Below are 13,849 nucleotides of genomic sequence, written 5' to 3'. Positions count from 1 at the left end.
TATTACTTGTTGTTTCGGCCGGAAAGCAGGCCGGCGATCAGCTTGGGCGCACTGGATTTCAGAGCTTCACCACGGCCGGACAGGCTGGGGTTGGTCATGAAATACTGTTGCGCGTTGAACGGCTCCTCGCCCTTGCGCACCTCCATGCGCCTGGACGTACCGTCGGGCAATATCTCGTAGCTTTGCTGATTGTCAATGATATTGCCGAGCATAATCTGCGAGAGGACCTGCTCGTGGACCGTCGGATTGGTCAGTGGGACCAACGTTTCCACACGGCGATCGAGGTTGCGCGGCATCATATCGGCCGAACCGATATAAACCAACGCCTTGTCTGATGGCAGCCCGTGACCATTGCCGAAGCAGAAGATGCGGCTGTGCTCCAGGAAGCGACCGACGATCGACTTCACACGGATATTGTCGGACAGGCCTGGCACCTGCGGGCGCAGGCAGCAGATACCCCGGATCACGAGATCGATCTCAACACCAGCGTGGCTCGCCGTATAGAGCGCGTCGATGATCTCTGGATCGACCAGCGAATTCATCTTCATCCAGATTGCGGCCGGCGCGCCGTTCTTGGCATGCCTGATCTCTTCATCGATGTGACGAAGGATGCGTGAACGCAGCGTGTAGGGCGACACGGCGAGCTTCATGCTCTCCTCCGGCTCGCCGTAGCCAGTGATGAAATTGAAGATGTTCGCCATGTCGTGAGCGATCACCGGATTGCAGGTGAAGAACGACAAGTCGGTGTATATCTTGGCGGTGATCGGATGGTAGTTGCCGGTGCCGAGATGGCAATAGGTGCGCAGCTTGCCTTCCTCGCGGCGCACGACCATCGACATCTTCGAATGCGTCTTCAGTTCGATGAAACCGAAGACCACCTGCACGCCAGCGCGTTCAAGATCGCGCGCCCAGCGGATATTCGCTTCTTCATCGAAACGGGCCTTCAGCTCCACCAGCGCCGTGACGGATTTTCCGGACTCGGCCGCGTCGATCAATGCGCGGACGATCGGGCTGTCGTTCGAGGTGCGATAGAGCGTCTGCTTTATCGCCAAGACGTCAGGATCACGCGCAGCCTGGAGCAGAAACTGGACCACCACGTCGAAAGATTCGTAAGGATGGTGGACCACCATGTCCTTTTCGCGGATTGCCGCAAGGCAGTCCCCGGCATGCTCTCGGACTCGCTCGGGAAATCGCGCATTGTAAGGAGGAAACCGGAGATCTTCGCGCGGCGCTTTCGTGATCTCCGACAGCGTGTTCAGGGCGAGCAAACCTGGCAAGATCGCAACGCGGTTCTCCGGCACGCTCAGTGCCTGCACGACGAACTGGCGCAGCGAAGCCGGCATCTCCGAATCGGTCTCGATACGGATCACCGATCCACGGCGCCGTCGCTTCAGCGCCGTTTCAAAAAAGCGCACGAGGTCTTCGGCTTCTTCCTCGACTTCGATATCGCTGTCGCGAATGATCCGGAACGTACCCGAGCCCTGCACCTCGTAGCCTGGATAGAGCCGGTGGATGAAGATATTCGCGACGTCCTCAAGCGTGATGTAGCGGATCGTATTGCGATCGTCCGGCAGGCGCACGAAGCGATCAAGCGCCGGCGGCAGGCGCAGCAGCGCCGTCATCGGCTCGCGACCGTTCTTGTTGACGAGTTGCAGGCCGATCGAGAATCCGAGGTTCGGAATGAAGGGGAACGGATGCGCCGGATCGATAGACAGCGGCGTCAGAACCGGGAAGATCGCCTGCTCAAACTCAGTCGCCAGCCAGGCCCGATCGGACTCGCTGAGCGCGCCCGGGCGCACAATTAGAATGTCTTCCTTGGCGAGATACTGCTGGAGCACGGCAAGCGACGCCTGCTGCTCCATCTGCAGATTGTCGATTTCCTGAAGGATTGCGTCGAGTTGTTCGGCAGGCGTCTTGCCGTCGGGAGCGCGCACAACGATATTCTGGCGCACCTGCCCCTCAAGACCGGCGACGCGGACCATGAAGAATTCGTCGAGGTTTGCGGCCGAGATCGACAGGAAGCGAACGCGCTCAAGCAGCGGATGTTCGGTGTTCAGCGTTTCCTCTAGAACACGGCGATTGAACTGCAGCCATGAAAATTCGCGGTTGATGAAACGCTCGGGACTGGCGAGCAGTTCTTCCAGCGATGGCACAGTCTCGTTGGTTTCCGGAGTAGATTCGTGATGCTCCGCGACTGCGCTATCCATGGTCTGATTGTCCCGTTTCATTCGCCCAGCGAATTATATCAGTTTCACGACAGAACTGTGACAGTCAATCCGCCGGCTCCGAATTGCCCAATTCATTCAACACTTCAGCGGCGAGAGTTCGAGTAATCTTCGTTCCCCGAGAGAGGGCAAGTCGATCGAGCCTGTCCACAATCGTCTGGGCGGCGTTGAGCGACCGCTCCATCCGGTTGACGATATAGAGGACCAGTTTGTCATCAATATAAAGCTGGCGGTCGGCAAACAGCTTGACAATGACCTGTGACAGCAATTCCTCGTCCGGTTCGCCGATCTCGACGACTGTCGCCGCCTTCAGGCGCGAGCGCAAATCCGGCAGTTCCACGGGCCAGGACATCGGCCAAAGGCGGCTGGTCATCAGTAGACTGTGACCGTTTTCCCGCACGCTGTTGATGACATGGAAAAGCTCGTTGTCGTCGAAGCCAAGCCGGTCGACGTCCTCAAACAGCACCGGACCGTTGGCCGCATCCACCGCCGCGTTGGCGCCGGCCCTCGGATGGATATCGACGGCGCCGCTGTGATCTTTCCAGATATTGGCCAGATGCGATTTTCCCGAGCCTACCGGACCGGCGAGGATCACGACGGGCGAGGGCCAGTGCGGCCAGGCATCGACGATCGAGACCGCCGCTGCCAGCCGCTCGGAGATCAACAGATCATCGCGCCCGGTTGCCGCATCATGCGAAAAGGCCAAGGGAAGCTGTTCGACGGCATTGCGCCTTGGACCAGCGTTTTTCACATCAGTCATTTGGGATCAGCTTTTGTCTTGCCGACCCGGTCATTCTTCGACCCGCCAGCATAAAGATCGCTCTGAAGGTAGCGTGAAAGCGCAAAACGGACAAGCACGCCGACGGCGGCAGCCGCCGGCACGGCAACCAGCAGGCCAACAAAGCCGAACAACGCGCCGAAAGCAAAGAGCGCGAACATCAACCAAACAGGATGCAGCCCGACACTATGGCCCACCAGCTTCGGCTGCAGGATGTTGCCTTCCATAAACTGGCCACTGAAGAATACCGCGAGCACCGCGCCGACCCAGATGTAATCGGGCCAGAACTGGACGATGGCAACGCCGACGGCGAGGACGAGCCCCACCAGCGAACCCACATAGGGAATGAAGCTGATCATGCCGGCGAACAGACCGATCAGCAGGCCGAAATTCAAGCCAACCAGCGACAGGCCAACGGCATACCAGATGCCCAGGATGAGGCAGAGCGAGCCCTGCCCGCGGATGAAACCGGCGATCGCCTGATCGATTTCCCGCATGATCTGGTGGACATTGGCTACATAGTCGCGCGGAATGTACTGATCGACCTTTGCGATCATGCGATCCCAATCAAGCAGCATGTAGAAGGCCACAACGGGCGTGACGATCATCAGCGAGATCAGGTTGACGACGGCAAGACCGGAACTCCAGACCTGACCGAAAAGCCCGGTTAGCAGCCCGAATCCTTGTGATAGGATCTCGGAGAAGTTGTTCTTGATCGTCCCGAATTGGTTCCTCACCCAGTCTGGCAGGAGGGAATTCTGCGACTTTGTAATGAACGTCTGCAACTGATCGATGTAGCCGGGCAGGCGACCGGCAAAATCGCTGAACTGGCTTGCCAAGACAGGTATCAGGATCATCAAGGCCAGTACGATCACGACGATGAAGGCGATCAGAATGACGATCGTGGCCATGAGGCGGGTCAGCCCAAGACGCTCCAGCCGGTCCGCGACCGGATCGAGGAAATAGGCCAGCGCCATACCTGCAAGGAACGGCAGCAAGATCGAGCTGAAGATGAAAAGGAAGCCAATAAAGAAGGCGAGCACGATCAGCCAGAAGATGACCTGGCGCTTCAGACCTGCCCCGCTAACCTGCTGCGGCATCACATTCCCCGCTGATCGACCGTCTTGATTTTCTGCATCGCCGCGATGCAACCTTTCGAGCACATAGGATGTGGCCGAGAGAATGGTCAACCCCGCCGCTAAAAATCCCGAGGACCTGCGTCAAAAGAGCGGGAAATTGGGGCTTTTTCCATGCAATCCCTTGCATGTAGGCCCGTGTCATGCAATGGCGACCCGCATATTGAGGCGGTGACATTTCCCGCCCCTGCACAGCCATCGGAGAGCAGCATGAGCCAGTCTGGAAAAAACGGCCTGACCTATAGCGACGCAGGCGTCGACATCGACGCAGGAAACCTTCTGGTGGAGAAGATCAAGCCCGCTGTGCGCTCGACGCGCCGCCCGGGAGCGGACGGCGAGATCGGTGGCTTCGGCGGCCTGTTCGACCTGAAGGCCGCAGGCTTCACCGACCCGGTTCTCGTTGCCGCCAATGACGGCGTCGGCACCAAGCTGAAGATCGCCATCGACGCCGATTATCACGACACGGTTGGCATCGATCTCGTTGCCATGTGCGTCAACGATCTGGTCGTCCAGGGCGCGGAGCCGCTGTTCTTCCTCGACTACTTCGCTACCGGCAAGCTCGATCCCGACCAGGGCGCGGCGATCGTCGAGGGCATTGCCGCCGGCTGCCGCGACGCGGGCTGCGCACTGATCGGCGGTGAGACCGCCGAGATGCCTGGCATGTACTCCTCCGGCGACTACGACCTTGCCGGCTTTGCCGTCGGCGCTGCCGAGCGCGGCCAACTGCTGCCGTCAGGCGACATTGCCGAGGGCGACGTGATCCTTGGCCTTGCCTCCTCGGGTGTTCACTCCAACGGCTTTTCGCTGGTGCGCAAGATCGTCGGCATTTCCGGCTTCGCCTGGGATGCTCCGGCTCCGTTCGAGGAAGGCAAGAGCCTCGGCGAAGCCCTGCTGACGCCGACGCGCATTTATGTAAAGCCGCTCCTCAAGGCCATCCGTGAAACGAAGGCCATCAAGGCACTGGCGCACATCACAGGCGGCGGCTTCCCGGAGAACATTCCCCGTGTTCTGCCGAAGCACCTCGCAGCCGAGATCGATCTTGCAGCCGTCAAGGTTCCCTCGGTCTTCTCCTGGCTTTCCAAGACGGGCGGCGTTGAAGCCAACGAAATGCTGCGCACCTTCAACTGCGGCATCGGCATGATCGCAGTCGTTTCGGCTGAGAATGTCGCGACCGTCATCGCGGCGCTCGAAGCTGAAGGCGAGACGGTCGTAACGCTCGGTCGGATGATCGCCCGCACCGAGGGCGCAGCCGGCACGCTCTACAAGGGTACACTCGCCATATGACGTCGCCGCGCAAACGCGCCGTCGTCTTTATCTCCGGCGGCGGTTCCAACATGATGGCGTTGGTCGCCGCGGCCAAGGCTGGCGACTATCCGGCGGAGATCGTCGGCGTCATCTCGGACAAGGCCGACGCCGGCGGGCTCGCCAAAGCGGCGGCGGAAGGCATCCCGACATTTGCCTTCGTGCGCAAGGACTATGCGAGCAAGGAAGCGCACGAGGAAGCAATCTTTGCCGCACTCGATGAGCTTTCTCCCGACATTCTTTGCCTTGCAGGCTACATGCGGCTGCTGAGCAGCACCTTCATCCAGCGCTTCGAAGGCAGGATGATCAACATCCATCCCTCCCTGCTGCCGCTCTTTCCCGGCCTGCACACCCATCAGCGCGCGATCGACGCCGGGATGCGGATCGCCGGCTGCACCGTGCACTTCGTCACCGAAGGCATGGACGAGGGACCGGTTATCGGCCAGGCCGCCGTTCCGGTCCTTTCCAGCGACAATGCTGACAGCCTCGCCGCACGTGTGCTTACCGTCGAGCATCAGCTTTACCCGCAAGCGCTGCGGCTCTTTGCCCAAGGCAAGGTGAAAATGGAGGGCGGCAAGGCTGTCAGCACGGACGCTGCAGCGGCGCCGGCCGAACGTAGCAGCGTTATCTCGCTGATCGGCGAAGGCGCCTAAAGCACGGCGCGATCTTTCGGATTCCGCCCTGCTCTAGTTCTTTGTTTTCACGCATGTCCTTGTCCCGAAACCGGCTCCCGCTTTCGGGGACATGCTCTTGGCCTCAGGCGGCAAGCGCCCGAGGCTGATGCAGCGTGCCGTCGCTGTAGACGAAAAGGCCCTTGCGGAACGTGGCTCGGATTCGGTGCACGTCGCCGGCTTCGATGACAACCAGATCGGCCTGCTGCCCAACGGCAATTTCACCACGATCCAGCAGGCCAGCCGAGCGCGCCGCATTGCGGGTCGCCATGGCGACAGCGTAAGGCAGGCTCGTCCGGTCGGCGATCTTGAAGATGCCGGGCACGAAGGCCGCGGGATGATAGTCGGCAGCGATGACGGTCAGAAGGCCGGCGGCAGCGGCATCCAGTGCGCTGAGATTTCCGGACATCGACTGGCCGCGCAGCGCGTTCGGAGCGCCCATCAGCGTCCAGAGACCGCGACACCGCGCTTCTTCCGCTGCCGGAAGCGTCACTGGAAATTCGCTGATCGTGACACCGAGATCGTGCATTTGCGCGACTTTCTCGGCGCTGTCGTCATCGTGGGAGGCGAGCGACAGCTTGTGCTTCAGGGCAAGATCGACGACCTGCTTCAGCTTGATCTCGATCTCCGGATTGTTGCGCATCTCGATACGCTTGGCGACCATCTCGGCGGCCATCTCCTCGGAAATGGCGCGGCGCTCGGCAATGCTCAGGATGTAGCTCTCGATGTTGTTGTACTGCCCCTGCCCCGGTGTGTGATCCGTCAGCGAGACCATGTCGACATGGCCGGCATCGAGCAGCTTTTCCAGTGCCGGCGCAGCACCGAGATTGGTGATCTCGTAGCGCGCGTGAACGCGGTGATCGATCAGCAGGTTATTCTTCAGCCGGTTGATGCTTTCGATCACGGCCGACGTCGTCTCGAGTGAGCGGACATGACCGTAGACGCTTTCCGTCGCGAAGGAGACGGCGGCGAATGCGGTCGTGACGCCTGCGGCAGCCAGCTTCTTGTCCAGTTCGTGGATGCTGAAATCGATCGGCATCGGCGCATTCGGGCGTGGCGCGATCTCGCGCTCCACCATGTCGCCGTGAAGGTCCACGAAGCCCGGCATCAGCAGGCGCCCGCCGCCATCGATCGCAGCGTTGGCGACCGGCTCGGGCCTGATTTCAGCGATGACGCCGTCCTCGACACGCACCGAGCCGTGACTCACAACCTCATCTGGAAGGACAAGCGTAAAATTGCTGAGCCACATCGGTCTTCTCCAGACAGGTATTTATGACAAGGCGGAGCGCATAGCGCTGATTCATGACATCGGTGTGAACGACGGCCTCGCAAATTGGCCGGTGCCCTAGCGCAACGCGCCGCGGTTCATTGCCGCCCATTGCAGAAGCGTAATTGTCTTCAAGTCGATGATCTCGCCGTGCTCGATCATCGCCACCGCCTTGTCCAGCGCGACCTCCAGAACCTCGATATCCTCATGCTCGTGAGCAAGGCCGCCGCCATCAGAGACGCGGTCGGTCGTGTCGATCGAGGCGGCGAAGAAGTGCAACAGTTCCATGCTTGAGCCCGGCGAACTGTACGCCTTGAAGAGGAAGCGAACGTCGCGGACGCGAAAGCCGGTTTCTTCCTCGGCTTCGCGGCGGATGGCCGCTTCCGGGGCATCGCCATCGAGCAGTCCTGCCGGTGCCTCGATGATCCAGGCCGGCTCGCCATGAAGGAAAACCGGCAGCCGGAATTGCCGCACGAGGACAACGGTGTCGCGCTCGGGATCATAAAGCAGGATCGTCGCGGCTGGCGTGCGATGGTAGACCTCGCGCCGCAGCCGATGCGTCTCGCCGTCGGAATCCGTATAGTCGATCTGGAAGCCGCTGAGGCGCGTCCAGCCGTTCGACAGCGTCTTTTCATCGACGATCTCGGCTTTTGCCCTGTCAAACTTCGTCATTCAACATCCTTGCGCAGCCAGACCTTGTTGTCGTGAACCGCCGCACCGCCATAGGGCGCGACCGGATCGGCGCCGGTCAGCACGTTGATCCCTTCGCCGTCGACATGCGCCTTGTTCGGCCAGAGGCCTTCGGCAATCAACACGCCCGGCTTGACCTCTTCTGTGACTCGGACATGGATCCGCAGGTCGCCACGGTCGTTTCCGATCCGCACGAGGTCGCCATGTTCGATGCCATCAGCAACGGCATCGACCAGGTTCATCATCAGCTCCGGCCGTCCTTCTTTCTGGCGTGAGGTCTTCGTTTCCGAGAAGCTCGAATTCAGGAAGTTGCGGGCCGGCGACGTTGCCAGGCGGAATGGATGTTCGGTATCGGCAAGCTCGATGACATCGACCTGATCCGGGAACGCGGGTAGCTGCTCGTGTGGGCCGAGAGCCCCGATGGCTGCCGGCGGCTTGTTCGGCGCGGGACCGTCAACCCAGTCCGGCCGGAAATGGAACTTGCCATCAGGATGCGCGAAACCCTTGAGGAAATGCGCATCATCAAAATCCGGCTGGCGATCGAACCATTTGTGTTCGAGGAAATAATCATATCCCGGCAGGTCGCTGGCCTCGAGAACCCGATCGATCATTTCGCGCGCCGTGAAGCCGAAGCCAGGACGATCGGCAACACCGAGGCGCTTGGCCAGTTCTTCGATGACGAACAAGTTCGTCCGCACGGTCGCCGGCGGTTCGACCAGCTTGGGGCCGAGCAGAATGTGGTTCTGGCCGCCGGCGCGATAGATGTCGTCATGCTCAATGAACATCGTCGCCGGAATGACGATGTCGGCCATCTCGGCCGTTTCCGTCATGAACTGCTCATGCACGGCGACAAAGAGGTCGTCGCGGGCAAAGCCGCGCTTCACCAACCGCTGTTCGGGGGCGATGTTCACCGGGTTGGTGTTCTGGATGAGCATGGCCGTCACGGGGCCGCGATGGCGGAGCGCCACCGCATCGCCAGTCAGCGCGCGGCCGATCTGCGACTGGTCGATCATGCGGATATCCGCATCCTTCATCGACTTGCCGGTCAGTTCACCATTGTTCATGCGGAAGATATCGCTGTTCGAGTGGAAGGCACCGCCGCCTTCGTATTGCCAGGAGCCGAGCACTGTCGCGATGGAGGCGGCCGCATGCATGGCAACCGCGCCGTTGCGCTGGCGGGTAAAGCCGTAGCCGAGGCGGAAGTAGGTCTTCTTCGTCGTGCCGACGAGGCGCGCGAAGGCTTCGATCTCGTCGGCAGAAAGGCCGGTGATAGCGGACGCCCACTCGGGCGTCTTCGTCTTCAGATGCGCTTCAAGGCCGGCGGGATCGTCGGCATACTTTGCCATATAGTCGCGATCGGCATAGCCGTCGCGGAAGGCGATGTGCATGACGGCGCAGGCGAGAGCCGCGTCTGTGCCCGGCTTGACGATCAGCGCCATATCCGCCTGCTTCATGGTCGGATTGTCGTAGATGTCGACCACGACGATCTTGGCGCCGCGTTCCTTGCGAGACTTGATCGCGTGGGTCATCACGTTGACTTGCGTGGACACCGCGTTCGTGCCCCAGATCACCACGCAATCGGTGCGTCCCATCTCGCGCGGATCGGGTCCGCGCAACGTGCCGGTCGCCATGGTGAAGCCGGTCCAGGCCGGATTGGTGCAGATCGACGAGAAGAAGCCGGAATAGCGCTTGGCGTGGCGCAGGCGCTCGATCGAGTCGCGCTGAACCCAACCCATGGTGCCGGCGTAGAAATAGGGCCAGATCGCTTCGCTGCCGTCCCTCGCTTCCGCTTTGACGAAAGCTTCGGCGATTTCATCCAGTGCCTCTTCCCAGGAAATCTGTTGCCACTGCACTGCCCCCTTCGCGCCTGTTCGGCGCAGCGGGTGCATCAGCCGGTCCGGATGGTAGAGCCGCTCGGCGTAGCGCGCGACCTTCGCGCAGATGACGCCCGAGGTGTAGCTATGATCGTTTGCGCCGCGGACACGGCCGATGCGGCCATCGTCGCCGATCTCCACCTCCAGCGCACAGGTGGAGGGGCAGTCGTGGGGACAGGCGGTATGACCGAGCCTGACATTCGACTTGGCGGATTTGGCGTGAATGGGGGTCGCAATATTCATGGCTTTTCTATATTCGAACCGGAAACCAGCCAAAAGTCACAAACGACGTCGATCAGCCGAATTCATCACGGGCATCAGCGAAAATGAACTACCGCCACATCTACCACGCGGGCAATTTTGCCGATGTGCTCAAGCACGCCGTTCTGGCGCGACTGATCCGCTACATGCAGAAGAAGGATGCAGCTTTTCGCGTGCTCGACACGCATGCCGGCATCGGGCTCTATGACCTTTCCTCCGAAGAGGCGCAAAAGACCGGTGAATGGAGCGAAGGCATCGGTAGACTTCTGGACACGGAGCTCGGTCCACAGGTCGCCGAGTTGCTGGAGCCCTACCTTTCCGCTGTGCGTGAGTTGAACCCGGAGGGCGGCATCCGCTTTTATCCTGGCTCTCCAAAGCTCGCACGCATGCTGTTTCGTCCGCAGGACAGGCTTTCCGCGATGGAATTGCATCCAGAGGATTTTGCGCGGCTCCATCGGCTGTTCGAGGGCGACCATCATGTGCGGATCACCGAACTCAACGGCTGGCTTTCGCTCGGCGCACACCTGCCGCCGAAGGAGAAGCGTGGCATCGTGCTCGTCGATCCGCCGTTCGAAGAGGATGGCGAATACGAGCGCCTGGTGGACGGTTTGGCAAGAGCCTATCGCCGCTTTCCCGGCGGCACCTACTGTCTGTGGTACCCACTGAAGAAGGGAGCGCCGATCAAGGAATTCCATGAGGCGCTGCAGGACCTCGACATTCCGAAGATGCTCTGCGCGGAACTCAGCGTGCGTAGCGACCGGGGAATCACCGGATTGACCGGCTCCGGTCTGATCATCGTCAACCCGCCCTTCACGCTGAAGGACGAGCTGCACGCTTTGCTGCCCGCACTCAAGGATCACCTTGCGCAGGATCGCTATGCGTCGCATCGCGCGTTTTGGTTGCGCGGTGAGAACAAGGTGACGAAGGACAGTTGACCGACTCTTGCCGGCGCGAAATAGTCGCGCGGCAACACGACTATTTGAAAGGCGACCATGAAGATCCTTTGCGCGCCGACATCACCCTACTCCAGCAAGGTTCGCATGGCCGCACGCTATCTGGAACTCGATGCGATCGAGATCCGCGTGGACACCAATGCCGGCCCGGCTGTTCTCGTCGACAACAATCCGCTTGGCAAAATCCCGACCTTGCTGACGGATGACGGCCACTCGATTTTCGACAGTGTCGCAATCATGCACTATTTCGACCGGCTGAAAGGCAAGAAGCTTTACCCAGCCAAGAACGGCAAGCGGACGGAGGCCGAAATTCTCGAAGCGCTATGCGACGGCATCTGCGATTGCCTGCTGGCGATCGTCTACGAACGGCGCTTCCGCGACGAGGAAAAGGTCCACCAGCCGTGGATCGACCGGCAGTGGAAGAAGGCCGTCAGCGGCTTGAACCATCTCAGTGTGCACCTGCCGAAGATCGGCAAACGGCTGCACGGCGGCCACTTCGCGCTTGCCGCCACGCTCGGCTACCTCGACCTGCGCTTCAAGGGACAGTGGGAAGCCGACCATTCCGAACTCATCGGCTGGGCTCGTGAATTCGAGAAGAAGTTTGCTGCCTATAGCGAATTGAAGCCTCAGGCCTGAGGCTGAACTTTGTCGGTCTTGACGAAATCGATGAAGGCTCGCAGCGCCGTCGGCAATTGCCGACGGCTCGGATAGTAGAGGAAGAAGCCCGGATAGAAGGGGCACCAGTCTTCCAGCACGCGGACCAGCCTGCCCTCTGCGATCGCCATCTGCACCTGCTCTTCGAAGAGATACCCGAGACCGCAGCCGTGCATCACGGCATCTAGAATGATGTCCTGATCGCCCAAGGTCAGGGGGCCGCCGACATCGATCTCCAGTTCTATGCCGCCGCGCTCGAACTCCCATCGATAGAAGGAGCCGCCGGCAAAGCGGTAGCGCACACTTTCGTGGTTGCGCAGATCATGCGGCGTCACCGGGCGGCTCCTGCCCTCGAAATAGCTCGGCGCAGCAACCACCGCAAAACGGTGGCGCGGGCCGATCGGCACCGCGATCATGTCGGCCGCGATGCTCTCGCCGAACCGCACGCCGGCATCGAAGCCGGATGACACCATGTCGACCAGCGCATCATCGACGACGAGCTCGACCTCGACTGAGGGATAGGCTTTCAGGAAACGAGAGACGATCGGCAACAAAACAAGCTTGGTGGAGGCCCGCGCTGCATTGATGCGCAGCTTGCCGTGGGGCTGGCCGCGGAAGCTGTTGAGATCGTCGAGTGCTGCATCGATATCGAGAAATGCGGGGCGGATGCGATCGAAGAGTCGCTCGCCGGCCTCGGTCAAGGCCACACCGCGGGTCGTCCGGTTGACCAGGCGGACCGCTAGCCGCTCCTCGAGCGCCCGCAGTGCGTGGCTGAGGGCAGACGCCGTGACGCCCAGTTCGACCGACGCCTTCCGGAAGCTTCGGTGTGTGGCGATCGCCAGAAAGATCGCGAGATCGGTCGAGCGCACACGCTTCATTGATGAATTTTTCTCAGCAAGCTATGAAACACAGCGGAAATTCTCTCAGCTATGCCAATACGCTACCTTCACTCCGTAAGCAAATCGCAGCGCAACGGACAAAGGAGATCGTCATGCGTGTTTGGTTCATCACAGGGGCTTCGCGTGGTTTCGGTGCCCTCATTACTCAGGAAGCCCTCAATGCCGGCGATGCCGTCGTCGCGACCGCACGTAACCCGAAGGGCCTTGAGGAGAAGTTCGGCAATCATCCCAACCTGCTCGCTGTGTCGCTTGACGTGACCGACGAAGCCTCTGCGCACAAGGCAGCGGAAGCAGCCGTCAAGCGCTTCGGCAGGATCGACGTTCTGCTGAACAATGCCGGCTTCGGTTTGCTCGGCGCCGTAGAGGAAGCGACCACCGAAGAGATCGAGAAGCTCTATTCAACAAACGTCTTCGGCCTGCTGAAGGTCGCCCGTGCTGTGCTGCCGCATATGCGCCGCCAGCGATCGGGGCACGTTCTCAATATCTCGTCCATCGGCGGCTACGCGTCACATGCCGGCTGGGGCATCTATTGCTCGACCAAATTTGCGGTCGAAGGCATCTCCGAAGCTCTCGCGGCCGAAGTGGCTCCGCTCGGTATCAAGGTCACGGTCGTCGAGCCCGGCTTCTTCCGCACCGACTTTCTGGACGAGAGCTCGCTCGCTGTCAGCCCGAGTTCGATTGCCGACTATCGGGAAACACCTGTCGGCGCGATGCGCGAGTTTGCCGCAGGCCATAACCACCAGCAGCCTGGCGACCCTGCCCGCCTTGCGAAGGCGATGGTCACTCTGGCGCATTCAGAAAATCCGCCGCTACGCATGCCGTTCGGGAGCGACACCGTGGCGGTCATCGAGGCAAAGAATGCGCATGTCGCGAAGGAACTGGGCGCATGGCGTGAGCTCGCCGTCTCGACCGACTTCCCCAAATAGGCCGCTACACGGCCCATTGCAGAAACAAAAAAGCCGGGCTGAAGCCCGGCTCAGACCGCTGACAAACCCGTCGATATTTTCGGCGGGTTGTCTTCTCTATTCGGCGTGGTGAGGTCAAGCACCTTCTGACTGTCCGTAGCTATGGTGATTGATGTCTTCGCAGTATCGCGCTTCTCTCCGGGCTCGGCCTGTGTGGCCCTCCCATTATGGGAC

General features: G+C 60.7%; 12 protein-coding genes. 5 read left to right on the top strand and 7 right to left on the bottom strand.

Annotated elements, in window-relative coordinates:
- Positions 1–2 precede the first annotated feature (2 nt).
- The 3 genes from ATY79_RS06385 to ATY79_RS06375 all read right to left on the bottom strand — a co-directional run bounded on the left by ATY79_RS06385 (position 3) and on the right by ATY79_RS06375 (position 4,103).
- A complete protein-coding gene (locus tag ATY79_RS06385) occupies positions 3–2,207 on the bottom strand; it encodes an RNA degradosome polyphosphate kinase (RefSeq protein WP_088703388.1) in 2,205 nt (734 codons plus the stop codon).
- A gap of 64 nt (positions 2,208–2,271) precedes the next feature.
- Positions 2,272–2,985, bottom strand: a complete 714-nt coding sequence (hdaA, locus tag ATY79_RS06380) for a DnaA regulatory inactivator HdaA (protein WP_088691720.1) — start codon at positions 2,983–2,985, stop codon at positions 2,272–2,274.
- Entirely contained in the window at positions 2,982–4,103 is a 1,122-nt protein-coding gene (locus ATY79_RS06375; protein ID WP_088691719.1) for an AI-2E family transporter, read from the bottom strand. Before ATY79_RS06375 ends, hdaA begins: the two co-directional genes overlap by 4 nt.
- 246 nt (positions 4,104–4,349) lie before the next feature.
- Here ATY79_RS06375 and purM point away from each other — a divergent pair, with 246 nt between their 5' ends.
- The gene (gene purM, locus ATY79_RS06370; RefSeq protein WP_088691718.1) at positions 4,350–5,423 is read left to right on the top strand and encodes a phosphoribosylformylglycinamidine cyclo-ligase; all 1,074 of its coding nucleotides are present in this window, start codon (positions 4,350–4,352) and stop codon (positions 5,421–5,423) included.
- Positions 5,420–6,094: a phosphoribosylglycinamide formyltransferase gene (gene purN, locus ATY79_RS06365; protein ID WP_088703371.1), complete on the top strand. Its 675-nt coding sequence runs from the start codon at positions 5,420–5,422 to the stop codon at positions 6,092–6,094. Before purM ends, purN begins: the two co-directional genes overlap by 4 nt.
- 103 nt (positions 6,095–6,197) lie before the next feature.
- Here purN and ATY79_RS06360 read toward each other — a convergent pair whose 3' ends face one another.
- The 3 genes from ATY79_RS06360 to ATY79_RS06350 all read right to left on the bottom strand — a co-directional run bounded on the left by ATY79_RS06360 (position 6,198) and on the right by ATY79_RS06350 (position 10,186).
- Positions 6,198–7,361: an alpha-D-ribose 1-methylphosphonate 5-triphosphate diphosphatase gene (locus ATY79_RS06360; RefSeq protein WP_088691716.1), complete on the bottom strand. Its 1,164-nt coding sequence runs from the start codon at positions 7,359–7,361 to the stop codon at positions 6,198–6,200.
- A gap of 96 nt (positions 7,362–7,457) precedes the next feature.
- Positions 7,458–8,051 carry an NUDIX domain-containing protein gene (locus tag ATY79_RS06355; RefSeq protein ID WP_088703370.1) on the bottom strand — a complete coding sequence of 198 codons (594 nt, stop codon included), beginning with the start codon at positions 8,049–8,051 and terminating at the stop codon, positions 7,458–7,460.
- Positions 8,048–10,186, bottom strand: a complete 2,139-nt coding sequence (locus ATY79_RS06350) for a molybdopterin oxidoreductase family protein (protein WP_088703369.1) — start codon at positions 10,184–10,186, stop codon at positions 8,048–8,050. The genes ATY79_RS06355 and ATY79_RS06350 overlap by 4 nt, the downstream gene beginning before the upstream one ends.
- A gap of 83 nt (positions 10,187–10,269) precedes the next feature.
- Here ATY79_RS06350 and ATY79_RS06345 point away from each other — a divergent pair, with 83 nt between their 5' ends.
- Together ATY79_RS06345 and ATY79_RS06340 are read left to right on the top strand one after the other, a co-directional pair.
- The gene (locus ATY79_RS06345) at positions 10,270–11,139 is read left to right on the top strand and encodes a 23S rRNA (adenine(2030)-N(6))-methyltransferase RlmJ (RefSeq protein ID WP_088703368.1); all 870 of its coding nucleotides are present in this window, start codon (positions 10,270–10,272) and stop codon (positions 11,137–11,139) included.
- 57 nt (positions 11,140–11,196) lie between these two features.
- Positions 11,197–11,793, top strand: coding sequence for a glutathione S-transferase (locus ATY79_RS06340; protein WP_088691712.1), 597 nt, complete (start codon positions 11,197–11,199; stop codon positions 11,791–11,793).
- On the opposite strand, the gene ATY79_RS06335 is transcribed toward ATY79_RS06340, so the two are convergent.
- Entirely contained in the window at positions 11,784–12,689 is a 906-nt protein-coding gene (locus ATY79_RS06335) for a LysR family transcriptional regulator (protein ID WP_088703367.1), read from the bottom strand. The genes ATY79_RS06340 and ATY79_RS06335 overlap by 10 nt on opposite strands.
- A 113-nt stretch (positions 12,690–12,802) precedes the next feature.
- On the opposite strand from ATY79_RS06335, the gene ATY79_RS06330 reads away from it, so the two are divergent.
- On the top strand, positions 12,803–13,636 hold the full coding sequence (locus ATY79_RS06330; RefSeq protein ID WP_088703366.1) for an oxidoreductase: 834 nt from the start codon (positions 12,803–12,805) through the stop codon (positions 13,634–13,636).
- The last annotated feature ends 213 nt before the right edge of the window (positions 13,637–13,849 follow it).

The sequence above is a fragment of the Rhizobium sp. R693 genome (assembly GCF_002211315.1).
Lineage (GTDB): Bacteria > Pseudomonadota > Alphaproteobacteria > Rhizobiales > Rhizobiaceae > Rhizobium.
This window is presented reverse-complemented; position numbering and strand designations above follow the sequence as displayed.

Bases quoted from the DNA above. Each gene is read 5' to 3' on its own strand.
- ATY79_RS06385 (WP_088703388.1), bottom strand. From the start codon at position 2,207: ATGGATAGCGCAGTCGCGGAGCATCACGAATCTACTCCGGAAACCAAC.
- hdaA (WP_088691720.1), bottom strand. From the start codon at position 2,985: ATGACTGATGTGAAAAACGCTGGTCCAAGGCGCAATGCCGTCGAACAG.
- ATY79_RS06375 (WP_088691719.1), bottom strand. From the start codon at position 4,103: ATGCCGCAGCAGGTTAGCGGGGCAGGTCTGAAGCGCCAGGTCATCTTC.
- purM (WP_088691718.1), top strand. From the start codon at position 4,350: ATGAGCCAGTCTGGAAAAAACGGCCTGACCTATAGCGACGCAGGCGTC.
- purN (WP_088703371.1), top strand. From the start codon at position 5,420: ATGACGTCGCCGCGCAAACGCGCCGTCGTCTTTATCTCCGGCGGCGGT.
- ATY79_RS06360 (WP_088691716.1), bottom strand. From the start codon at position 7,361: ATGTGGCTCAGCAATTTTACGCTTGTCCTTCCAGATGAGGTTGTGAGT.
- ATY79_RS06355 (WP_088703370.1), bottom strand. From the start codon at position 8,051: ATGACGAAGTTTGACAGGGCAAAAGCCGAGATCGTCGATGAAAAGACG.
- ATY79_RS06350 (WP_088703369.1), bottom strand. From the start codon at position 10,186: ATGAATATTGCGACCCCCATTCACGCCAAATCCGCCAAGTCGAATGTC.
- ATY79_RS06345 (WP_088703368.1), top strand. From the start codon at position 10,270: ATGAACTACCGCCACATCTACCACGCGGGCAATTTTGCCGATGTGCTC.
- ATY79_RS06340 (WP_088691712.1), top strand. From the start codon at position 11,197: ATGAAGATCCTTTGCGCGCCGACATCACCCTACTCCAGCAAGGTTCGC.
- ATY79_RS06335 (WP_088703367.1), bottom strand. From the start codon at position 12,689: ATGAAGCGTGTGCGCTCGACCGATCTCGCGATCTTTCTGGCGATCGCC.
- ATY79_RS06330 (WP_088703366.1), top strand. From the start codon at position 12,803: ATGCGTGTTTGGTTCATCACAGGGGCTTCGCGTGGTTTCGGTGCCCTC.